The sequence below is a fragment of the uncultured Aquincola sp. genome, assembly GCF_964001545.1.
Lineage (GTDB): Bacteria > Pseudomonadota > Gammaproteobacteria > Burkholderiales > Burkholderiaceae_C > Aquincola.
Map to the genome: position 1 here is coordinate 1 of NZ_CAXFDV010000344.1, position 20493 is coordinate 20493.

The 20493-nt window shown below is 69.9% G+C and carries 21 protein-coding genes; 12 read left to right on the forward strand and 9 right to left on the reverse strand.

Annotated features, from left to right (window positions below; genetic code table 11):
- Positions 1-369: BLUF domain-containing protein (locus ABNT58_RS11850; RefSeq protein WP_348753678.1), on the forward strand; the 369-nt coding region annotated here is incomplete at its 5' end.
- Between the two features lie 18 nt (positions 370-387).
- On the opposite strand, the gene ABNT58_RS11855 is transcribed toward ABNT58_RS11850, so the two are convergent.
- Both ABNT58_RS11855 and queC read right to left on the reverse strand, forming a co-directional pair.
- Positions 388-933 (reverse strand): LemA family protein, encoded by a 546-nt coding sequence (locus ABNT58_RS11855; RefSeq protein WP_348753679.1) that lies wholly within the window; start codon positions 931-933, stop codon positions 388-390.
- Positions 930-1640 (reverse strand): 7-cyano-7-deazaguanine synthase QueC, encoded by a 711-nt coding sequence (gene queC, locus ABNT58_RS11860; RefSeq protein WP_348753680.1) that lies wholly within the window; start codon positions 1638-1640, stop codon positions 930-932. Before queC ends, ABNT58_RS11855 begins: the two co-directional genes overlap by 4 nt.
- A gap of 102 nt (positions 1641-1742) precedes the next feature.
- Here queC and minC point away from each other — a divergent pair, with 102 nt between their 5' ends.
- The 3 genes from minC to minE all read left to right on the forward strand — a co-directional run bounded on the left by minC (position 1743) and on the right by minE (position 3708).
- Entirely contained in the window at positions 1743-2561 is an 819-nt protein-coding gene (gene minC, locus ABNT58_RS11865; RefSeq protein ID WP_348753681.1) for a septum site-determining protein MinC, read from the forward strand.
- Between the two features lie 63 nt (positions 2562-2624).
- Complete coding sequence (gene minD, locus ABNT58_RS11870) at positions 2625-3440, forward strand: septum site-determining protein MinD (RefSeq protein WP_348753682.1); 816 nt, start codon at positions 2625-2627, stop codon at positions 3438-3440.
- Between the two features lie 4 nt (positions 3441-3444).
- Positions 3445-3708, forward strand: coding sequence for a cell division topological specificity factor MinE (gene minE, locus ABNT58_RS11875; RefSeq protein ID WP_250198688.1), 264 nt, complete (start codon positions 3445-3447; stop codon positions 3706-3708).
- On the opposite strand, the gene ABNT58_RS11880 is transcribed toward minE, so the two are convergent.
- Positions 3677-4639, reverse strand: a complete 963-nt coding sequence (locus tag ABNT58_RS11880; protein WP_348753683.1) for a LysR family transcriptional regulator — start codon at positions 4637-4639, stop codon at positions 3677-3679. The two genes, minE and ABNT58_RS11880, sit on opposite strands and share 32 nt — an antisense overlap.
- A gap of 85 nt (positions 4640-4724) precedes the next feature.
- On the opposite strand from ABNT58_RS11880, the gene ABNT58_RS11885 reads away from it, so the two are divergent.
- The 5 genes from ABNT58_RS11885 (at position 4725) to ABNT58_RS11905 (ending at position 11395) form a co-directional block, all read left to right on the forward strand.
- Positions 4725-6101 carry an acyclic terpene utilization AtuA family protein gene (locus ABNT58_RS11885; protein WP_348753684.1) on the forward strand — a complete coding sequence of 459 codons (1377 nt, stop codon included), beginning with the start codon at positions 4725-4727 and terminating at the stop codon, positions 6099-6101.
- A complete protein-coding gene (locus ABNT58_RS11890; protein ID WP_348753685.1) occupies positions 6098-6460 on the forward strand; it encodes a hypothetical protein in 363 nt (120 codons plus the stop codon). The genes ABNT58_RS11885 and ABNT58_RS11890 overlap by 4 nt, the downstream gene beginning before the upstream one ends.
- Positions 6461-6503: 43 nt before the next feature.
- Positions 6504-7478, forward strand: coding sequence for a tripartite tricarboxylate transporter substrate binding protein (locus tag ABNT58_RS11895; RefSeq protein WP_348753686.1), 975 nt, complete (start codon positions 6504-6506; stop codon positions 7476-7478).
- Positions 7479-7601: 123 nt separating this feature from the next.
- Entirely contained in the window at positions 7602-9245 is a 1644-nt protein-coding gene (locus ABNT58_RS11900; RefSeq protein ID WP_348753687.1) for a tannase/feruloyl esterase family alpha/beta hydrolase, read from the forward strand.
- Positions 9246-9265: 20 nt separating this feature from the next.
- Complete coding sequence (locus tag ABNT58_RS11905) at positions 9266-11395, forward strand: alpha/beta hydrolase domain-containing protein (protein WP_348753688.1); 2130 nt, start codon at positions 9266-9268, stop codon at positions 11393-11395.
- Positions 11396-11438: 43 nt separating this feature from the next.
- Here ABNT58_RS11905 and ABNT58_RS11910 read toward each other — a convergent pair whose 3' ends face one another.
- From ABNT58_RS11910 to ABNT58_RS11935, 6 genes are all read right to left on the reverse strand, one after another.
- Positions 11439-12692, reverse strand: coding sequence for a glutamate-5-semialdehyde dehydrogenase (locus ABNT58_RS11910; protein ID WP_348753706.1), 1254 nt, complete (start codon positions 12690-12692; stop codon positions 11439-11441).
- Positions 12693-12762: 70 nt separating this feature from the next.
- Positions 12763-13755 (reverse strand): AEC family transporter, encoded by a 993-nt coding sequence (locus ABNT58_RS11915; protein WP_348753689.1) that lies wholly within the window; start codon positions 13753-13755, stop codon positions 12763-12765.
- 60 nt (positions 13756-13815) lie between these two features.
- Positions 13816-14493 (reverse strand): DUF799 domain-containing protein, encoded by a 678-nt coding sequence (locus tag ABNT58_RS11920; RefSeq protein WP_348753690.1) that lies wholly within the window; start codon positions 14491-14493, stop codon positions 13816-13818.
- Between the two features lie 13 nt (positions 14494-14506).
- A complete protein-coding gene (locus tag ABNT58_RS11925) occupies positions 14507-14860 on the reverse strand; it encodes a DUF4810 domain-containing protein (protein WP_348753691.1) in 354 nt (117 codons plus the stop codon).
- Complete coding sequence (locus ABNT58_RS11930) at positions 14857-15540, reverse strand: CsgG/HfaB family protein (RefSeq protein ID WP_348753692.1); 684 nt, start codon at positions 15538-15540, stop codon at positions 14857-14859. Before ABNT58_RS11930 ends, ABNT58_RS11925 begins: the two co-directional genes overlap by 4 nt.
- 82 nt (positions 15541-15622) lie before the next feature.
- Positions 15623-18208, reverse strand: coding sequence for a DNA topoisomerase III (locus ABNT58_RS11935; RefSeq protein WP_348753693.1), 2586 nt, complete (start codon positions 18206-18208; stop codon positions 15623-15625).
- 122 nt (positions 18209-18330) lie between these two features.
- Between ABNT58_RS11935 and ABNT58_RS11940 the strand changes: the two genes are divergently transcribed.
- From ABNT58_RS11940 to ABNT58_RS11950, 3 genes are read left to right on the forward strand one after another with little or no spacing between them, the layout of a single operon-like run.
- Entirely contained in the window at positions 18331-18843 is a 513-nt protein-coding gene (locus ABNT58_RS11940) for an SET domain-containing protein-lysine N-methyltransferase (protein ID WP_348753694.1), read from the forward strand.
- A gap of 24 nt (positions 18844-18867) precedes the next feature.
- Complete coding sequence (locus tag ABNT58_RS11945) at positions 18868-19782, forward strand: biotin--[acetyl-CoA-carboxylase] ligase (protein WP_348753695.1); 915 nt, start codon at positions 18868-18870, stop codon at positions 19780-19782.
- Between the two features lie 29 nt (positions 19783-19811).
- Entirely contained in the window at positions 19812-20489 is a 678-nt protein-coding gene (locus ABNT58_RS11950; protein WP_348753696.1) for a hypothetical protein, read from the forward strand.
- The last annotated feature ends 4 nt before the right edge of the window (positions 20490-20493 follow it).

Genomic DNA, 20493 nt, shown 5'->3' on the forward strand with positions numbered 1-20493 from the left:
CACACGCTGCTGCGCCACTGCAAGTCGGCCAACCCGCGGCAGGGGGTGACGGGCGTGCTGTGCTTTTCCTCCGGCATCTTCATGCAGGTGCTGGAAGGCGGCCGCATGGCGGTGAACGCGCTCTACAACAAGATCGTGGCCGACCCGCGGCACACCGACGTGGTGCTGCTGGACTATGCCGAGATCCGCGAGCGGCGCTTTGCCGGCTGGTCCATGGGCCAGGTGAACCTGCAGCGGCTCAACCCCGCCATCTTGCTGAAGTATTCGGAAACGGCCACGCTGGACCCGTACGCGGTGTCAGGACAGGCATCCATGGCCTTGTTCGAAGAACTGGTGGCCACGGCGTCCATCATGGGCGAACGGGGCTGACGTTTCAAAGCGGGGCGCTCACAACGGCCCCGTGTCCTCAAAGCCGTAGAGCTTGACCAGCAGCCGCGTCGGCCACTGGTGCGCGGCCTCGTTGCAGGCCTGCACCGCGTCGTTGAACAGCTGGCGGCCGAAGGCCAGGCGCAGTTCCACCTCGCGCAGCTCGGCCAGGCGGTCGCGCACGTCGTCTCTCGCCTTCAGCTCGGCGTCCTGGTCGGCCAGCGCACGCACGCGCACCAGCGCCGCGGCCAGGTGGCGGTCGGCCTGCACCAGGCGCTCGGCCGCAGCGGCCAGCACCGGCTTGGCACGCATCGCATCGGTGGCCAGCGTCAGCTGCAGCTGGGCGGCGTTCACCGCCTCCACCGCGCCCTGCTCGGCCGGCCAGGCTTCGGCCAGCACCGGCATCAGCGCGGCCAGCAGGTCCTTGCGGCGGCGCAGCGGCTCGTCCACCTGCGCCCAGGCCTGCACCACGCGGTTGCGCAGCGCCACGATGCGGTTGTAGGCGCCCACCATCCAGAAGATGAGGATGGCGCCAACGGCCAGCAGCGTCAGTTCGCGGCTGGTCAAGCAGCGGCCTCCGCCAGGTACTCGGCATGGCCGCGGGCGCGCAGCTCGCAGGCCGGGCAGTGGCCGCAGCCGTAGCCCCAGGCATGGCGCTGCGTGCGGTCGCCCAGGTAGCAGGTGTGGGTGTGCTCGACGATCAAGGCGTTGAGCGCCTCGCCGCCCAGGTCCTGCGTCATGGCCCAGGTCTGCGCCTTGGTCAGGAACATCAGCGGCGTTTCCACCGTCATCGGCGCGGCCATGCCCAGCGACAGCGCCACCTGCAGCGCCTTGAGCGTGTTGTCGCGGCAATCGGGGTAGCCGGAGTAGTCGGTCTCGCACATACCGCCCACCAGCACGCTGGCGCCGCGCCGGTAGGCCAGCGCCGCCGCGAAGGTGAGGAACAGCAGGTTGCGACCCGGCACGAAGGTGTTGGGCAGGCCGCTGGCGGCCATCTCGATGGCGCGCGCATCGGTCAGCGCGGTGTCCGAAATCTGGCCCAGCAGCCGCAGGTCCAGCACATGGTCTTCGCCCAGGCGCTGGCCCCAGGCCGGAAACTGCGCGCGCAGCTCGGCCAGCACGCGCTGGCGGCATTGCAGCTCCACCACATGGCGCTGGCCGTAGTCGAAGCCGAGCGTCTCGACGTGGGCATAACGGGCCAGGGCCCAGGCCAGGCAGGCGGTGGAGTCCTGGCCGCCGGAAAAGAGCACGAGGGCGCTGGAAGGGGATCGCATGGGCGCGAAGCATAGCGGCGCCCCTACGTCTGAACACACTCGGCGGGCAGGGGCAGGCCGCCCGCGCCGGTAAACTCAGCCACTTTCCGAAACCCCCGAGACATGGCCGTCGCTGCCCCGCCGAACTCCCCCGACATCTTCGACCTGCGCAGCGCCGCGCTGACGCTGGTGGCCGTCGTGCTGAAGACGGCCGACCTGTCGGTGCTGGCCCGCGAGCTGGACGCCCGCAGCGCCGACAACCCCGGCCTGTTCGACAACGACCCGGTGGCGGTGGACCTGACCGCCGTGCGCGACGAGCACGAGCCGATCGACTTCGCGCTGCTGGTGGCGCTGCTGCGCCAGCACCGCATGATGCCGGTGGCCGCCAAGGGCGGCTCGCCCGAGCAGATGGCCGCCGCGCTGGCCGCCGGTCTGGTGGAAGCGCCCGACTTCGCGCCGCCGCCGCGCGCGCCGCGTGGCGCACCCGCCCCGGCGCCCGAGCCCGTGGCCGCCGCACCGGCGCCCGAGCCCGAGGTGCGCGAGGTCATCCGCGAGGTGATCCATGAAGTGGAAGTGGTGCGCGAAGTGCGCGTGCCCGGCGAGGCGCCCGCCACCATGGTGGTCGACAAGCCACTGCGCTCGGGTCAGCAGGTGTATGCCCGCGGCTGCGACCTGATCGTGCTGGCGGCCGTGAACTTCGGCGCCGAGGTCATCGCCGACGGCCACATCCACGTCTATGCACCGCTGCGCGGCCGCGCCCTGGCCGGCGCGCGCGGCAACACCGAAGCCCGCATCTTCACCACCTGCATGGAGGCGCAACTCGTCTCCGTGGCAGGCATCTACCGCACCACCGATGTCCCGCTGCCGGCGGACATCGTCGGCCAGCCGGCGCAAGTGCGGCTCGAGGGCGAAAAGCTCGTCATCGAGCGCCTGGGCGCCTGATGCGCCTGCGCCGCTGACACACCGTACGCAAGCCAAGTCTGCACAAGAAAGGACCAGCCACCGATGGCCAGAATCATCGTCGTCACCTCCGGCAAGGGAGGCGTGGGCAAGACGACCACCAGCGCCAGCTTCTCGTCCGGCCTGGCCCTGGCGGGCCACAAGACCGCCGTCATCGACTTCGACGTCGGCCTGCGCAACCTCGACCTGATCATGGGCTGCGAGCGCCGCGTGGTCTACGACCTGATCAACGTGATCCAGGGCGAAGCCAACCTGAACCAGGCGCTGATCAAGGACAAGCAGTGCGACAACCTGTTCGTGCTGGCGGCCTCGCAGACGCGCGACAAGGAAGCGCTGACCCAGGAAGGCGTGGAGAAGGTGCTCAAGGAGCTGGCCGAGATGGGCTTCGAGTACATCGTCTGCGACTCGCCGGCCGGCATCGAGACGGGCGCCATGATGGCTATGCACTACGCCGACGAGGCGGTGGTGGTGACCAACCCCGAGGTGTCCTCGGTGCGCGACTCCGACCGTATCCTGGGCATGCTGGGCAGCAAGACCAAGCGCGCCATCGAGGGCCAGGAGCCGATCAAGGAACACCTGCTGATCACCCGCTACAACCCCTCGCGGGTGGAAGGCGGGCAGATGCTGTCGCTGAACGACATCCAGGAGATCCTGCGCATCAAGCTGATCGGCGTCATCCCCGAATCGGAGTCGGTGCTCGATGCGTCCAACCAGGGCGTGCCGGCCATCCACTTGAAGGGCAGCGACGTGTCCGAGGCCTACCAGGACGTGGTGGCCCGCTTCCTGGGCGAAGAGCGGCCGATGCGCTTCATCGACGCCGAGAAGCCCGGTTTCTTCAAGCGGCTGTTCGGTGGGAGGTAAGCCCATGTCCTTCCTCTCCTTCCTGCTCGGGGAAAAGAAGAAGACCGCCAGCGTTGCCAAGGAGCGGCTGCAGATCATCCTGGCGCACGAGCGCAGCGGCAGCGGCGCGCCGCGCGCCGACTACCTGCCCGCGCTGCAGCGCGAGCTGGTGGCGGTGATCTCCAAGTACGTGTCGATCTCGCCCGACGACATCAAGGTGCACCTGGAAAAGCAGGACGACCTGGAAGTGCTCGAAGTCAAGATCGAGCTGCCCGACGCGGCGCGCTGACGGCCCGCGGCGCCGGCGTGCGCCGGCGCCCACCGGCCTGCTGCGTGCCTTCGGGCCGGCGGGCCATCACCCACTCATAAAACGCCTGCGCGGCCACCGACAGGCTGCGGTCGCGCGGCCGCACCAGGTAGATGTGCCGCTGCAGCCCGGGCCACGCCAGCCGGCGCGTGATCACGCCGGGCGCCTGGAAATGGAACAGCGTGAGCCACGGCACCACGCTGATGCCGATGCCGGCGCGCACCATGCCCATCACCGTGGCCAGCTGGTCCACCTCCATCACCGACTGCATGGCCTGCGGCTGCGTGGCCGCGTCCAGGTATTGCCGCACGCTGGACGTGCGCGAGAGGTGGATGAAGGGCCAGGCCGCGACGTCGCGCGGGCGCACCTCGCGCAGCGTGGCCAGCGGATGCTCGGCCGGGCACACCAGGTAGAAGTCGTCGCTGCAAAAGGGCTCGGCCTGCAGCTCGGGGGTTTCGGCGCGGGTGGCGGCCAGCGCGAAATCGGCCTCGCCATGGCGCACGCGTTCGATGCAGGGCTCGGACAGCACGTCGGCCACCCGCAGCTCGATGCCCGGGTGCCGCGCCTGGAAGCCGGCCAGCACCTGGGGCAGCCAGCCGGCGGCCAGCGAGGGCAGCAACGCCACCGACACCCGGCCCCGCCGGCGGGCCGCATGGTCGTGCATGCCGGCCACGGCGCGCTCGAACTCTTCCACCACGCGCTGCGCCGACAGCGCGAATTCGGCGCCTTCGGCCGTCAGCGCCACCGAGCGGGTGCTGCGGTCGAAGAGGCGCAGGCCCAGCGACTCTTCCAGCTGGCGGATCAGCGCGCTGAAGGCCGGCTGCGACAGGTGGCACAGCGCCGCCGCTCGGGTGAAGTTGCGCTGCTCGGCCAACGCCAGGAAGGCCCGCAGCTGGCGGGTGGACACATTCATCTGTATTGCCGATCAAGCCATCCGAATTCTCGAATTCTCGGATGAATCGGCGCGGCCTACAGTGGCCGCAAACCCGAGGAGACCCATGCTTGCGCAACCCTTGCGCATCGGTGGCGCGGCCGGTTTTTCCGGCGACCGCACCGATGCCGCCGCACCCCTGGTGCGGGCGCTGATCGACGCCGGCGGCCCGGCGGTGCTGATCTTCGAGACGCTGGCCGAACGCACGCTGGCGCTGGCCCAGCTGGCCCGCCGCCAGAACCCCGAGGCCGGCTATGAGCCGCTGCTGGACGACCTGCTGCGTCCGGTGCTGGCCGATTGCCTGCACCACGGCATCCGCATCGTCAGCAACTTCGGCGCGGCCAACCCGGCCGGCGCGGCCAGGCGCATCCAGGCGCTGGCGGCCGAGCTGGGCCTGTCGGCGCCGCGCATCGCCGTGGTCAGCGGCGACGACGTGTCGGGCGCCGAGCACCGCGATGCACTGCTGGGCTGCCTGGCCGACGCTGACCGCCGCCAACTGGCCGACAAGCCGCTGGTCAGCGCCAATGCCTATCTGGGTGCCGAAGCCATTGCCGATGCATTGAAGGCCGGCGCGCAGATCGTGGTGTGCGGCCGCGTGGCCGACCCTTCGCTGGTGGTGGGGCCGGCGCTGGCGCACTTCGGCTGGGCGTCCGACGACTGGGACCGCCTGGCCCGCGCCACCATGGCCGGCCACCTGCTGGAATGCGGCGCCCAGGTCACCGGCGGCTACTTCGCCGACCCGGGCGTCAAGGACGTGCCCGGCCTGGCCACGCTGGGCTACCCGATTGCCGAGATCGATGCCGACGGCCACTGCACGCTGGGCAAGCCGGCCGGCACCGGCGGCCTGGTGACCGAGCACACGGTGAAGGAACAGCTGCTGTACGAGGTGCACGACCCCGCCGCCTACCTGACGCCCGACGTGGTGGCCGACCTGAGCCAGGCCCAGGCGCTGCCGCAAGGCCCCGACCGCGTGCGGCTGCAGGGCGTGCGCGGCCATGCACGCACCGACACGCTCAAGGTCAACGTGTGCTTTGAGTCGGGCTGGCTGGCCGAAGGCGAGATCTCCTACGCCGGCCCGCGCGCCGAAGGCCGCGCCCGGCTGGCCGCACAGGTGCTGCGTGAACGCCTGGCCGGCCTGGGGCCGCTGCGGGCCGACCTGATCGGCGTGGCCAGCGTGTTTGCCGACGACGCCGGCCAATGGCTGGCCGACACGCCCGACGGCGGCGCCACCGACGTGCGGCTGCGGGTGGCGCTGCGCCATGCACACAAGGCCGGCGCCGAGCGCCTGGCGCGCGAGGTGCTGGCGCTGTACACCTGCGGCCCGGCCGGCGGCGGCGGCGTGCGTACCACGCTGCGGCCGACGCTGGGCACCGTCTCTTGCCTGATGCCGCGCGCGCTGGTGCATCCGCGCTTCGAGATGCTGGATGCGGGGGTGGCGGCATGAGTGCGCAGCTCATCACCGTGCCCCTCTGGCGCGCCGCCCACGGCCGCACCGGCGACAAGGGCAACCGCTCCAACATCAGCGTGATCGCCTGGCAGCCGGCGCTGTATGCGCCCATCGTCGAGCAGATCACCGAAGCGGTGGTGGCGCAGCGCTTTGCGCACCGCCGGCCCAGCCGGGTGCAACGCCATCTGCTGCCCACGCTGCATGCGATGAACTTCGTGCTCGACGACGTGCTGGACGGCGGCGTGAACGACGCGCTCAACCTCGACAGCCATGGCAAGGCGCTGTCCTTCCTGCTGCTGGACCTGCCGCTGCAGCTGCCCGCCGAGCTGGCGCCGCTGCTGCGCGGGCCGGCCTGACTGACGCCCATCCCCACCATCCACAACAACCGGAGACAACCCGATGCAGTACCCCTTTCCCCGCCGCCAGGCCCTGGCCCTGCTGCTGGCCGCCACGCTGGCCCCGGCCGCGATGGCCCAGGGCAAGTACCCTGAGAAGCCTGTGACCTTCATCGTGCCCTTTGCCGCCGGCAGCGCCACCGACCAGCTGGCACGTGCGCTGGGCCAGTCGATCACCGAGCAGACCAAACAGGCCGTGGTCGTGGAAAACAAGGCCGGCGCCAGCGGCATGCCGGCGGCCCAGTCAGCGGCCCGCAGCGCGCCCGATGGCTACACCGTGCTCATCACCACCAACACCACGCACGCGGCCAACGAGCACCTGTACAAGAAGATGCCCTACGACCCGGTGAAGGACTTTGCGCCCGTCACCGGCCTGGGCAAGGGCGGGCAGGTGATGGTGGTCAATGCCGCCTCGCCTTACAAGAGCGTGGCCGATGTGCTCAATGCCGCGAAGAAGAATCCGGGCAAGCTCACCTTCGGCAGCGGCAGCTCCTCCAGCCGCATGGCCGGCGAAATGCTCAAGCAGCTGGCCGGGGTGGACATCCTGCACGTGCCCTACAAGAGCAATCCGCTGGGCATCACCGACCTGCTGGGCGGCCAGATCGACCTGATGATCACCGACACCTCCACCGGCGTGCCGCAGGTCAAGGCCGGCAAGCTGCGCGCGCTGGGCTACAGCACGCAAAAGCGCAGCGCCCAGCTGCCCGACGTGCCCACGCTGGACGAGGCCGGCGTCAAGGGCTACGACATGGGCTACTGGTTCGCCGCCTACGTGCCCGCCAACACGCCGGCGCCGGTGGTGGCACGGCTGAACGAGCTGCTGCACACCGCGGTGAAGAGCGCGGCGGCCAAGACCTTCTTCGACACCGCCGGCTCCGAGCCCTGGACCACCACGCCCGACGAGCTGGCGAAGTTCCAGGCCGCCGAGACCCAGAAGTGGGGCAAGGTGATCAAGGCCGCCGGCATCGAAGCCGAGTGAGCCCGGCGCCGGGGAGCGCCTGAGCACTCCGGTCCACCTGTCTAGACAACCAACGCAACCGCCGCGCAGACGGCGGATGGGCGCAGCCTTGCCGCCCGAAACCACAACCGCCAGGAGACGACATTGGCCAAGTTCCCCCCTACTCCGCCCGGGCCGCATGCGCAGCCCCACCCCGCCCGCTGGCTGGCCCTGCTGGCCGCCGCGGCCTGCACCGCCTGCGGCGGCAGCGATGGCGATGACACGCCCGCCACGCCCACGCCGGTGGCCCTGGCCTGCGAAGCCGCCAGCTTCGCGGCGCTGAAGCTGGACAACGCCACCATCACCTCGGCCACGCCGGTGGCCGCCGGCAGCTACACGCCGCCCGGCACCAATGGCGCGTTGACCGGGCTGCCGGCCTTCTGCCTGGTCAAGGGGCAGGCCACGCCCACCGGTGATTCGCTGATCAACTTCGAGGCCTGGGTGCCGCAGGGCAGCGCCTGGAACGGCAAGCTGGTGACCACCGGCAACGGCGGCTACAGCCCGGCGCTGAGTTACCGCGACATGGCCTATGCGCTGGCGCAAGGCTATGCCGCCATCGGTGGCGACACCGGCCACCAGGGTGACCCCAATGCGATGGACTGGGGCCTGGGCCACCCCGAGAAGATCACCGACTGGGGCAGCCGCTCCATCCACGCCATCACCGTACCGGCCAAGCAGCTGGTGGCCACGCTGCAGGGCCAGCCGGCCAAGCGGGCCTACTACTACGGCTGCTCCACCGGCGGCCACCAGGCCTATGCGCAGGTGCAGCGCTACCCCACCGACTTCGACGGCGTGATCGCCGGTGCGCCGGGCAACAACCGCACCGCACTGAATGCCGAATTCCTGTGGCGCTATCTGTCCAACCGCAGCAGCCAGGCCGATCCCGCGCTGCTGCTGACGCCGGCCAAGGCCGCGCTCATCACCAATGCCGCGGTGGCCGCCTGCGACACCATCGACGGCGTGGCCGACGGCGTGATCGAAGACCCGCGGCAATGCACCAGCGCGCGTTTCGACGTGGGTTCCTTGCAGTGCAGCGGCGCCGATGCCGCCACCTGTCTGACGGCAGCGCAGGTGGCTGCGGCGCGCAAGATCTACGCCGGCCCGGTCAACCCGCGCACCGGCGTGCAGATCTACCCGGGCCAGGTGGTCGGCAGCGAATCGGGCTGGCCCGGCTACTGGGGCGGCGCCGAGCCGGTGCGCACCGACTACTGGCGCCTGTGGGCCTTCGAGAACCCGCAGTGGAACTGGTGGACCTTCGACTTCGACCGCGACTTCAGCTTCGCGCTGGCCAAGGTGGGCAGCCGGGTCGACCAGACCAGCACCGACCTCTCGGCCTTCAAGGCGGCGGGCGCCAAGCTCATCACCTTCCAGGGCTGGATCGACCCGGTGGTGGTGGCCACCGACACCATCGCCTACTACGAGAAGGTGAAGGCGGCGCAAGGCTCGCAGGCCGAGGTGGACCGCTTCTTCAAGCTGTTCGTGGTGCCCGGCATGGGCCACTGCTCGGGTGGGCCGGGGGCCACCAGCTTCGGCAATGCCGGCACGCCGCCGGTGGTGGATGCCGACCACGACCTGCTGTCGGCGCTGGACCGCTGGGTGGAACAAGGCACCGCGCCGCAACGCATCGTGGCCTCGCGCGTGGCCAATGGCGCGGTGGTGCGCACCCGCCCCGTGTGCGCCTGGCCCGCCAAGGCCGTGTACGGCGGCAGCGGCAGCACCGACGACGCCGCCAACTTCAGCTGCCGCTGACCCCAACGAGGAGACGAGACATGCATAGACAACTTCACCTGCCCCTGGCGGCCCTGGCCGCCGCCGCGATGCTGGCCGCCTGCGGCGGCGATGGCGGCAGCGACAACCCGGCCACGCCAGCCAAGACGCCGCAGCTGCGCCTGACCATCAGCGCCACCGAAGACTTTGCCGGCACCTACGGCAGCGTGGGCGCCTACGAGAAGCTCACCGGCGTGATCGAAGGCGAGGTGGACCCCGCCGACCCGAAGAACGCGGTGATCCAGGACCTGCAGCTGGCGCCGCGCAATGCCAACGGCCTGGTGAGCTACAGCACCGAGTTCGTGATGCTCAAGCCCAAGGACATGAGCAAGGCCAGCGGCGTGCTGCGCTACGACGCGCCCAACCGCGGCAACATCCTGACGATGCTCAACCCCGCCGCCACGCCCAGCGATGCGGTGTACCTGGAGCGCGGCTATGTGATGCTGTACGCGGCCTGGCAGGGCGACGTGCCCAAGAGCAACCCCGCGCGGCTGACGGCCACGGTGCCGGTGGCCCGCAATGCCGACGGCAGCAGCATCACCGGCCCCTACCGGTCAGAGCTGGTGCCCACCGCCGCCACGCCGGCGATGAGCCTGCCCGGCGGCGTGTTCAACGGCAGCATGGTTCCGTACGAGCCGGCCAGCCTGGACAACACCCTGGCCGGCTACAGCCTGACCCGCCGCCGCAACGAGACCGACCCGCGCGTGGCCATACCGCCCGCCGACTGGAAGTTCGCCACCTGCGACGCGGCGGCCAACCCCTTCCCCGGCACCGCCAGCCCCACCAGCGTGTGCCTGAAGGGCGGCTTCGATCCGCAGTACCTGTATGAGTTGACCTACATCGCCAAGGACCCGAAGGTGATGGGCGTGGGCCTGGCCGCGCTGCGCGACGCGGTGAGCTTCTTCCGCGGCAAGGCCGCCGATTCGGCCGGCACGGCCAACCCGCTGGCCGGCCGCATCACGCACACCATCGGCCAGGGCACCTCGCAGTCGGGCAATGCGATGAAGACCTTCCTGCACCTGGGCTTCAACCAGGCGCTGGACGGCAGCAAGGTGTTCGACGGCATGTACGCGCACGTGGCCGCGCGGCAGACCAACATCAACACCCGCTTTGCGGTGCCGGGCGGCGGTGGCGGCCTGCGCACCGACCACACGGCCTTCGGCCAGACGGCCCCGCGCGGCCTGGCCGCCGACTACGTGGACGATGTCAGCGGCCGCCAGGGCGGCGTGATGAAGCGCTGCGCCGCCACGGCCACCTGCCCGAAGTTCTTCCTCGGTCTGTCGGGCACCGAGTTCTGGCAGCTGCAGGGCTCGCCGGTGCTGACCGATGCCTACGGCTTTCGCGACCTGACGCAGCCCGACAACGCCCGCATCTACTACTACGCCAGCACCCAGCACGGCGGCGCGGGCGGCACCGCCAGCATCAGCTACGCGCCCAGCCGCAACGTGTACCCGGCCGGCACCGTGGTGCACTTCAACGACACCTTCCGCGCGCTTTTCATCGCGCTGGAAGACTGGGTGGTGCGCGGCACCGAACCGCCGGCCAGCCAGGTGCCCCAACTGGCCGACGGCACGCTGGTGCGGCCCGAGCAGCTGGTGTTCCCGGCGATGAAGGGGCTGACCTGGCCGGTGGGCGGCACGGCCAACGCGATCCCGGACTTCAACTACCTGGCGCGCTACAACGGCTTTCCGCTGTTCGACTTCGGGCCGCAGTACATCCCGCAGGACGAATCGGGCATCGCCACGCTGCTACCGCCCTACTACACCGGCCGCGACTATGCGATCCTGGTGCCGCAGGTGGACGCCGGCACGGGCCTGACCAAGGCCGGCATCCGCAGCGTGGAGGCGCAGGCGCCGCTGGGCACCAGCATCGAGTTCAACTACGTGGCCACGCCCGGCATCGTCGACCTGTCCAACCTGACCGGCAGCTTCATCCCCTTCCACAAGACGGAAGCGGCACGGCTGGCGGCGGGCGACACCCGACCTTCGCTGGAAGCGCTGTACGGCACCCAGGCCGGTTATGTGGCGGCGGTGACGACGGCGGCCGACCAGCTGGTGGCGCAGCGGCTGCTGCTGCCGCGTGATGCCGCGCTGCGCAAGCAGCAGGCGGCGGCGACGGTGGTGCTGCCCTGAGGCAGCTGCTGCAGGGGCTTTGAACAGCCCCTGCGGCGCCCAATCAGGTGCGCACTTCGCCGTTGCCCAGCACCACCCACTTCATCGAGGTGAGGCCTTCCAGGCCCACCGGGCCGCGGGCGTGGAACTTGTCGGTGCTGATGCCGATTTCCGCGCCCAGGCCGTACTCGAAGCCGTCGGCAAAGCGGGTGCTGGCGTTGACCATCACACTCGCCGAATCCACCTCGCGCAGAAAGCGCATGGCGTTGGGGTGGTTGGTGGTGAGGATGGCGTCGGTGTGGTGCGAGCCATAGCGGTTGATGTGCGCAATGGCTTCGTTGACCGAATCAACCACCTTGACGCTGATCACCGGCGCCAGGTATTCCTCGGCCCAGTCTGCCTCGGTGGCCGGCTGCACCGCCAGGCCCGGCACGTCGCGCAGGATGGCGGCGGCGCGCTCATCGGCACGGCATTCCACGCCCTTGGCCGCGAACACGGCGCCGATGCGGCCCAGGAAGGCCGCGGCCTGCCGCTCATGCACCAGCAGCGATTCGGCGGCGTTGCAGGGGCTGTACTTCTGGGTCTTGGCGTTGTCGGTGACCTTGACCGCCAGGTCCAGGTCCACGTCGGCATCCACATACACGTGGCAGTTGCCGTCCAGGTGCTTGATCACCGGCACGCGGGCTTCGGCGCTGATGCGCTCGATCAGCGACTTGCCGCCGCGCGGAATGATCACGTCCACATGCTCGGGCATGGCGATCAGCCGGCCCACCGCGGCACGGTCGGTGGTTTCCACCAGCTGCACCGCCTCGGGCGGCAGGCCGGCGGTGGTGAGCGCCTGCTGCACCAGGCGCCACAGCGCCAGGTTGGAGTGGATGGCCTCGGAGCCGCCGCGCAGGATGGCGGCATTGCCGCTCTTGATGGCCAGCGAGGCAGCCTCGATGGTCACGTTGGGCCGGCTCTCGTAGATCATGCCGAACACGCCCAGCGGCACACGCATCTGGCCCACCGAGATGCCGCTCGGCCGGCGCTTGACACCGGTGATCTCGCCGATCGGGTCGGGCATCGCGGCCAGCTGCTCGCAGCCTTCGGCCACGGTGTCGATGACCTTGGCGCCCAGCTTCAGCCGGTCCAGCATGGGGCCGGCCAGGCCGTTGGCGCGGGCGGCGTCCAGGTCGCGGGCGTTGTCCACGTCCAGCGCGGCCACGCTGGCGCGCAGCAGGCGCGCCAGCTCGATCAGCGCCGCATTGCGGGCCTGGGTGGGCGAAGCGGCCATCACCGTGGCGGCGGCGCGGGCGGCAGTGCCCACGCGGGCCATGTAGGCCGGAATGTCTTGAACGGAGGTGGCGGTGTCGTTCGGCATGGTGCGCCGATTGTCGCCGAGCCGGTCAACCCACCCAGGCCAGCACGGCCAACCAGATCGGCGCGGTGGCGGCAAAGGCCAGCGTCGACAGCACGATGGTGGAGGTGGTCTCGCCTTCCAGCGTCTCGTAGCGCTGCGAGAACATCAGCGTGTTGCTGCCGGCGGGCAGCGCCGCCATCATCACCGCCACCTGCAGCGGCAGGCCCTGCAGGCCGAAGCCCCAGTGCGCCACCACCAGCACCACCGCCGGCAGCACCATCAGCTTGGTGAAGGTGAGCGCCACGGCGCCGCGCAGGCTGCCGCGCAGGCCGTAGTAGGCCAGCGACATGCCGATCAGCGTCAGGCACAGCGGCACCACGGCCGAGCCCAGTTGCACCAGCACCTCGTCCACCACCGCGGGCAGGCCCAGGCCGGTGAGGTTCCAGGCCATGCCGGCCAGCACCGGCAGCACCACCGGGTGGATGATGGTGTTGCGCACCGTCACCTTCAGCGTGGCCAGCAGCGTGCCGCCGCCGGCCTCTTCATGGCGGGCGCGGGCACGCGCCAGATCCAGCTCGGCCAGCGTGGTGAGCACGGTCAGCAGCGTCAGCGAATGCAGGCTGACGATGGTGATGTGCAGGCCCAGCCCGGCTTCGCCGAACAGCGCCGCGGCCATCGGCACGCCGATCTGCAGCGTGTTGCCGAAGCTGGCCGACACCGCCCGCACCGCGGGCGCAGCCGCCGCGCCGCTGCCGGCGCGGTTGCGGTGGCGGCCGATGGCGTAGACGATGACCGCCAGGCCCACCACCGGCACGAAGAAGGCGCCGATCAGCCCCCAGGGCATGTGCGCGAAGTCGAGCCGCGAGGTGGTGCGGAACAGCAGTGCCGGCACGAAGATGTAGAAGGCCGCGTTGCTGAGCGTGCGCGCCGGGTCGGCCCCCTTGCGCTCATCGCCCAGCCACCGCATGCGCCCCACCACCCAGCCCAGGCCGGCGGTGAGGAAGATGGCAACGAGCTTGTAGAAGACGGCGAGGGTCATGCAGGCCGGAGTATCGCGGCTACGGGTCAACCCTGGCCCGCGCCGGCCCGCATGCCCTCGTCAGGGCTTGCCGTAGTTCGGCGAACGCGGTCCGTACAGCACGCCGTTGAAAACGCCGCCCGACAGCAGGCGGTTCGAGGCGATGCCGGCGTAGCGGTAGCCTGCATCGGTGCTGCTGGCGATGATCTGCGACACCACCGCCTGCACCAGCAGGCCGACCAGGCCCGCCTGGTTGCTTTGCTGCTGCTCGGCCGACGAGGCCGTGGCCTTGCCCTGCCACAGCAGCTCGCCGCTGCGCAGGTCGACGATGCGACCCTCCACCGCCACCACGGTATTGCTGCTGACCACCGCATAGCTGGTGCCGTACTGCTGCACGGTGAGGTACACCGCCGCATCGGCGCCGAACACCTCGCGCAGCTTGGCGCGGTCCAGCGCATGGATGTCGGCCGCGGTGGTCAGGCCGTTCTCGCGGAAGGTTTCTTCCACCAGCGACACCGGCATCACGTAGTAGCCGGCCTCGGCCAGCGGCAGCGTGGCCTGCGACCACACGCCGATGCCGCCCTTGACCTCGGGCGACTGGTTGAGCGGTGGCAGCACCAGCAGCGAGGCCGGCTTGGCCTGCTTGAACGCGGTGTAGTCGTAGGGCTGGCGCTGGGTGGCACACCCCCCCAGCAGCATGGCAGCGCACAGCAGCGCCAGGGCGCCGGTGCGGCGCAGCTTGAACAAGGTCTTGGTCATGATGGGCGGCGGGTCAGGACTTGCGGCCATCCATGCGCTTGAGCAGCGAATCGATGTACGGCGCGGACTCGGGGAACTGCGCCTTTTCGGCCTCGAACTGCGAGCGCGCCTCGGCATCACGGCCCAGGCGCAGTTGCAGCAGGCCCACGTGGGCGCGGAAGCCGGGCGGCAGCGGCGTGCCGGTGGCCGCCGCCTTCTGCTGTGCCTCGGCCAGCGTCTGCAGTTGCTGCTCGGGTGAGCGACCGTCGCCCTTGAAGTGCTCGTACAAGCTGTCCTGGTAAGCACCCCAGTGGTACAGCGGCTTGGGCGCCTGGGCGCAGCCGCCCAGCAGGGCCGCGGCCACCATCAGCCATGCGCCGCGCTTCACGGCGCCACCTTCGCGGCGGCGCCCCACTGCGCGCCGTCATAGGCCACCACCAGCTTGTTCACGGCTTCGCGCACGGCCAGGTCCAGCACCTTGCCATTGAGCGTGGCGTCGTAGCTGGCGGTGCCGCCGAAGCCAATCACCTCGCGGTTGGACAGGCTGTACTCACCCGCGCCCTGCACCGAATACACCACCTCGGAGGTGGCGCCGTTGACCACGTTCAACGTGACCTTGGCATAAGCGATCTGCGACTTGCCGCGACCCAGCAGGCCGAACAGCTGCTGGTCGCCCACTTCCTTGCGACCGAACTCGGACACGTCGCCGGTGACGATGTAGTCCGCACCCTTGACGGCCTGCGCCTGGGCCTTGAACTTGGCTTCCTGCTGGGCCTCGGCCAGGTTGTCGCGGTCCAGCACGTTGAAGCGCTGGGTCTGCTGCAGGTGCGAGATGACGATGGTCTTGGCCTGGCCGCCCAGGCGGTCGACGCCGTCCGAGAAGATGCCGCGCATGAAGCTGGAGCGGTTGTCGAACTTGCCGACCACCACCGGCACACGCGCGCCGCGGTAAGGCGCGGCGGCCGATTCGACCTTGGCCACCTCCACCGAGCGCGAGGCTTCGGTGGCGCAGCCAGCCAGCAAAAGAGCGGCGGCCCCGCAGGCCGCCGCAATGAACATGTTCTTCATGACCCCTCCCTCAGGCGTTTTGGAAGGGGCGTATTCGACCGCGCTTCACCGCCACTTTTGGCGGCGGTTCATATTCACCAGTTCATGCCACTTTGCGCGCCGCCTTCTTGGCCGGCGCCTTGGCGGCGCGGGGTTCGAACTCGAAGCTGACCTTGCCTTCCTTCGCGTCGTAGGCCAGCCGCGCCTTGAACTTGCGGCGGGTCTTGTTGGACACGAAGTTCTCCAGCAGGTCGGTCTTGCCTTCGGTCAGCAGCTTGTGCAGCTGCTCACGCGGCACCGGCTGCTGCAGGATGATCTTGCCGGTCTTGAAGTCACAGGTGGCGGGCGTGGCCACCGCGTGTTCGCACACGTAGTTGCTGCCATGCTCAAACACCTGGCCCTTGCACTTGGGGCAGTTCCCCAGGCTCTGCTGGTCGCCGAAGTCCACCGGCTCGCCGTCGCCTTCGGCCTTCTTGGCGTCTTCGCCGAAGTCGAATTCCAGCTTCCAGTTGTCGATCTCGCCGTCGAAGGCCAGCTTCAGCTCGGCGGTGAAGGGCCAGCCTGCCTTGGAGCGGAAGCCTTCCAGCGGCCCGATCTTCTTGTCGCGCAGCAGCGCATCGGCCTCGGCGATTTCAAAGGCACGACCGCCCGGGATCTTGCTGATGGAAAAGCCGCAGCCCGGGTTGGCGGCGGTTTCGGTGCCCACGCAGGCAAAGCGCCGGTAGTTCTCCTTCACCTTGCCGCCGCACTTGGGGCAGGGCGTGTGCAGGGTGGCGTAGTCGCCGGGGATGGTGTCGCGGTCGTATTCCTTGGCCTTCTTGACGATGCGCTCGGCCATCTCGGCGATGCCGGCCATGAAGCGGTCGCGGTCCAGCCGGCCATGCTCCATCTCGGCCAGCTGGTATTCCCACTGGCCGGTCAGTTCGGGCTTGGTCAGGTCGGGGATGTCCAGCCCGCGCAGCAGCGTCATCAGCTGGAAGGCCTTGGCGGTGGGCACCAGCTCGCGGCCTTCGCGCAGCATGTACTTTTCCAGGATCAGGCCTTCGATGGTCTGCGCCCGCGTGGCTGGCGTGCCCAGGCCCTTCTCGGCCATGGCCTCGCGCAGCTCGTCGTCGTCGATCAGCTTGCCCGCGCCTTCCATCGCGCTCAGCAGCGTGGCTTCGGTGTAGCGGGCGGGTGGCTTGGTCTTGAGCTGGTTGACGTCCACGCTCTCGGTGCGCACCGTCTCGCCCTTGGCCACCGGCACCAGGTTGGCGTCGTCTTCCTGCGCCTCACGGCCGTACACCGCCAGCCAGCCCGGGCGCACCAGCACCTTGCCGTTGGTCTGGAACTTGTACTCCTTGCCCTGGTTGGCCACGGTGGAAATGCGCGTGGTGACCATGAACTCGGCCGAGGGATAAAACACCGCCAGAAAGCGCTTGACGACCATGTCGTACAGCTTGGCTTCGATGTCGGTCAGGCTCTTGGGCGCCTGCAGCGTGGGGATGATGGCGAAGTGGTCCGACACCTTGCTGTTGTCGAACACGCGCTTCGTGGGCTTCACATAGCCCTCGTTCAGCGCCTTGCGGGCATGCCCGGCCAGCTCGCGCAGCGGGCCGGGCAGGTCTTCGTTGGACAGCATCTCCATCGTCTGCTTGACCACGCCCACGTAGTCCTCGGGCAGCGCGCGCGAGTCGGTACGGGGGTAGGTCAGCACCTTGTGCTTTTCGTACAGCGCCTGCGCCAGGCTCAGCGTGGTCTTGGCGCTGAAGCCGAAGCGCGAGTTGGCCTCGCGCTGCAGCGTGGTCAGGTCGTACAGCAGCGGGCTGGCCTGGGTGCTGGGCTTGGCTTCTTCGGTCACCGCGGCGGGCTGGGCGCGGCAGGCCTCGGCGATGGCGTTGGCCTCGGCGGCGGTCCATACCCGGTCGGCGCGGCGCTCGGCGTCGTCGTTCTTCTTGAAGGCGGGGTCGAACCACTTGCCCTCGTACTCGCCGGCCTGGGCCGCGAACTGGGCCTTGATCTCCCAGTAGTCGCGGGCCACGTGCTTGCGGATCTTTTCTTCGCGCTCGACCACGATGGACAGCGTGGGCGTCTGCACCCGGCCCACGGTGGTCAGGAAGAAGCCGCCGTCGCGGCTGTTGAAGGCGGTCATCGCCCGCGTGCCGTTGATGCCCACCAGCCAGTCGGCCTCGGAGCGGCTGCGTGCGGCGTCGGCCAGGCCCTTCATCTGCTGGTCGCTGCGCAGGCGCTCGAAGCCATCGCGGATGGCCTGCGGCGTCATGCTCTGCAGCCACAGCCGGCGCACCGGCTTGTCCAGCTTGCCCTTGCCGCCATCGGCGTACTGCACGATCAAACGGAAGATCAGCTCACCCTCGCGGCCCGCGTCGCAGGCGTTGATGAGTTCGGTGACGTCCTTGCGCTTGACCAGCTTGACCACCGCCGACAGGCGCGACTTGGCCTTGTCGATCGGCGCCAGGTCGAAGTGCGGCGGCACCACCGGCAGGTTGGCGAAGCTCCACTTGCCGCGCTTGACGTCGTATTCGTCCGGCGCCTTGATTTCCACCAGGTGGCCGACGGCCGAGGTGACGACGTAGGTGTCGTTCTCGAAGTGGTCGGCCTGCTTGTCGAACTTGCCCGAGACCGGGGTCAGCGCCCGCACGATGTCCTGGGCCACGCTCGGCTTTTCCGCAATGATCAGTGACTTGCCCATGAGCCTTGTTGTGCCTTCAATGGTCAGCCGTGCCCGCCCGTTCGGCGGCCGCGTCTGCCTACAATTCCATCTCTCGCGCGCACGCACACATACGCGCGCGCATCCGTATTTCAATGTACCGAATGAAAACCGACACGCAAGCCGCCCCCACTGAAGGCCCTGCCGCCACCGGCGCGCAGGCCCGCACCGGCGGCCGCCGGACGCAGGTCCGACGCTCCGGCGTGCACGGCAGGGGCGTGTTCGCGCTGCGGCCGCTGGAGCCCGGCGAAACCCTGTTCGAGTACACCGGCGAGGTGATCACCTGGGAAGAGGCGCTGCGCCGGCATCCACACGATCCGTCGCAACCCGACCATACCTTTTATTTCCACATCGACGACCAGCACGTCATCGATGGCGCGCACGGCGGCAATTCCTCGCGCTTCATCAACCACTCCTGCGACCCCAATTGCGAGGCCGACGAGGTGGATGGCCGCGTCTTCATCAAGACGCTGCGGCCGGTGCTGCCCGGCGAAGAGCTGTACTTCGACTACGGCCTGGTGCTGGACGGCCGCCACACCGCCAAGGTCAAGAAGCAGTTCGCCTGCTACTGCGGCGCCCCCAACTGCCGCGGCACCATGCTGGCACCCAAGCGCTGAGGCGCCGGCACTTTTCTTCTTGTGATGTCCCCCGAGCCCAATCACCTGCCCTGGGGCGCGGAGCGCCTGTGGGAACAACTGCAGCCGCTGCTGCCCGGCATCTCGGTCGAGGTGGTGGCCCGCGCCGATTCCACCAACACCCAGCTGATCGACCGCGCCCGCGACTACAGCGGCCGCCGCGACCAGCCCGTCACCCTGCCCGGCACGCTGGACGCCCGCGACCGTGACGACGAGCGATCGCCCCATGGCCGGCGCACCGGCGACACCCAGCCCTGCCTGCTGGTGGCCGAGCAGCAGACGCGCGGCCGCGGCCGCCATGGCCGCCACTGGCAAAGCACCGCGGGCGCTTCGCTCACCTTCTCGCTCTCGCTGCCGCTGGCCCCGCGCGACTGGTCGGGCCTGTCGCTGGCCGTGGGCGTGGCACTGGCCGAGGCGCTGGACGGCCCCGCCGCCGGCCCCGGCCCACGCCTGGCGCTGAAGTGGCCCAACGACCTGTGGCTGATGGACGGCCCCGGCCAGGGCCGCAAGCTGGGCGGCGTGCTGATCGAGACCGTGATGGTGGGCAGCCGCCGCATGGCCATCGTGGGCGTGGGCCTGAACGTGCTGCCGCAATCGCTGCGCGAGCTGAGCACCGGCTACGCCTGCCTGCAGGAACGCCAGCCCGACATCACCGCCCCGGGCGCGCTGCAGCAGGTGGCCGTGCCCCTGGCGCAGGCGCTGCTGGCGTTCGAGCGTGAAGGCTTTGCCGCCTTCGCCGAGCGCTTTGCCCAGCGCGACCTGCTGCGCGGACAGCCCATCACCACCACGCTGCCCGAACTGCCCGAAGGCGTGGCCGACGGCGTGGCAGCGGACGGCGCCTTGCGCATGCGCGTGGGCGAAGGCCCCGGCGCTACCCTCCACCTGGTTTCCAGCGGCGACGTCAGCGTCCGGCTGCGTTGACCGACCACCGGCGGCTTGCCGCACCCTGAATGCTCCGACTCCTTGCCCTGCTGCTGTTGCTGGCCAACGCCTTGTTCTTCGCCTGGTCCGAACGCTGGCTCGACCCGCTGCTGGGGGCCTCCGCCCGCGAGCGCGAGCCCGAGCGCGTGGCCCGCCAGCTGCAACCCGATGCGGTGAAGCTGCTGCCTCCAGAAGCCGCCAGCGCCGCGCTGGCCGATGCCGTGGCCGCCGCCGCCCGTGCCGCCCAGGGCACCTGCATGGAAGCCGGCCCCTTCACCGATGCCGACATCGGCGCCGCCGAGCAATTGCTGGCCGACCTGCCCGCGGGCAGCTGGCACCGCATCTCGGTCGACCTGCCAGGCACCTGGCTGGTCTACATGGGCCGCTACCCCACGCGCGAGGCGCTGCAGAAAAAGACCGAAGAGCTGCGCCGGCTGAAGGTGGCGTTCGAGGAAGTGAAGTCGCCGGCCGAGCTGGACAACGGCCTGTCGCTGGGCCGCTTCAGCACGGCCGAAGAAGCCAACGCCGCGCTGGCCGCCGTGGGTTCACGCGGCGTGCGCTCGGCCCGCGTGGTGCAGGCCGCGCCGCCGCGGGTGCAGCACCGCCTGCGGGTGGAACGCGCCACCACCGCGGTGGCCGCGCAGATCATCGCGATGCCGCAAGCCACCCTGGGGGGCGGCTTCGAGACCTGCAAGCCGCGCCAGTGACGCC

Bases quoted from the DNA above. Each gene is read 5' to 3' on its own strand.
- queC (WP_348753680.1), bottom strand. From the start codon at position 1,640: ATGCGATCCCCTTCCAGCGCCCTCGTGCTCTTTTCCGGCGGCCAGGAC.
- minC (WP_348753681.1), top strand. From the start codon at position 1,743: ATGGCCGTCGCTGCCCCGCCGAACTCCCCCGACATCTTCGACCTGCGC.
- minD (WP_348753682.1), top strand. From the start codon at position 2,625: ATGGCCAGAATCATCGTCGTCACCTCCGGCAAGGGAGGCGTGGGCAAG.
- minE (WP_250198688.1), top strand. From the start codon at position 3,445: ATGTCCTTCCTCTCCTTCCTGCTCGGGGAAAAGAAGAAGACCGCCAGC.
- ABNT58_RS11880 (WP_348753683.1), bottom strand. From the start codon at position 4,639: ATGAATGTGTCCACCCGCCAGCTGCGGGCCTTCCTGGCGTTGGCCGAG.
- ABNT58_RS11885 (WP_348753684.1), top strand. From the start codon at position 4,725: ATGCTTGCGCAACCCTTGCGCATCGGTGGCGCGGCCGGTTTTTCCGGC.
- ABNT58_RS11890 (WP_348753685.1), top strand. From the start codon at position 6,098: ATGAGTGCGCAGCTCATCACCGTGCCCCTCTGGCGCGCCGCCCACGGC.
- ABNT58_RS11895 (WP_348753686.1), top strand. From the start codon at position 6,504: ATGCAGTACCCCTTTCCCCGCCGCCAGGCCCTGGCCCTGCTGCTGGCC.
- ABNT58_RS11905 (WP_348753688.1), top strand. From the start codon at position 9,266: ATGCATAGACAACTTCACCTGCCCCTGGCGGCCCTGGCCGCCGCCGCG.
- ABNT58_RS11910 (WP_348753706.1), bottom strand. From the start codon at position 12,692: ATGGCCCGCGTGGGCACTGCCGCCCGCGCCGCCGCCACGGTGATGGCC.
- ABNT58_RS11915 (WP_348753689.1), bottom strand. From the start codon at position 13,755: ATGACCCTCGCCGTCTTCTACAAGCTCGTTGCCATCTTCCTCACCGCC.
- ABNT58_RS11920 (WP_348753690.1), bottom strand. From the start codon at position 14,493: ATGACCAAGACCTTGTTCAAGCTGCGCCGCACCGGCGCCCTGGCGCTG.
- ABNT58_RS11930 (WP_348753692.1), bottom strand. From the start codon at position 15,540: ATGAAGAACATGTTCATTGCGGCGGCCTGCGGGGCCGCCGCTCTTTTG.
- ABNT58_RS11935 (WP_348753693.1), bottom strand. From the start codon at position 18,208: ATGGGCAAGTCACTGATCATTGCGGAAAAGCCGAGCGTGGCCCAGGAC.
- ABNT58_RS11940 (WP_348753694.1), top strand. From the start codon at position 18,331: ATGAAAACCGACACGCAAGCCGCCCCCACTGAAGGCCCTGCCGCCACC.
- ABNT58_RS11945 (WP_348753695.1), top strand. From the start codon at position 18,868: ATGTCCCCCGAGCCCAATCACCTGCCCTGGGGCGCGGAGCGCCTGTGG.
- ABNT58_RS11950 (WP_348753696.1), top strand. From the start codon at position 19,812: ATGCTCCGACTCCTTGCCCTGCTGCTGTTGCTGGCCAACGCCTTGTTC.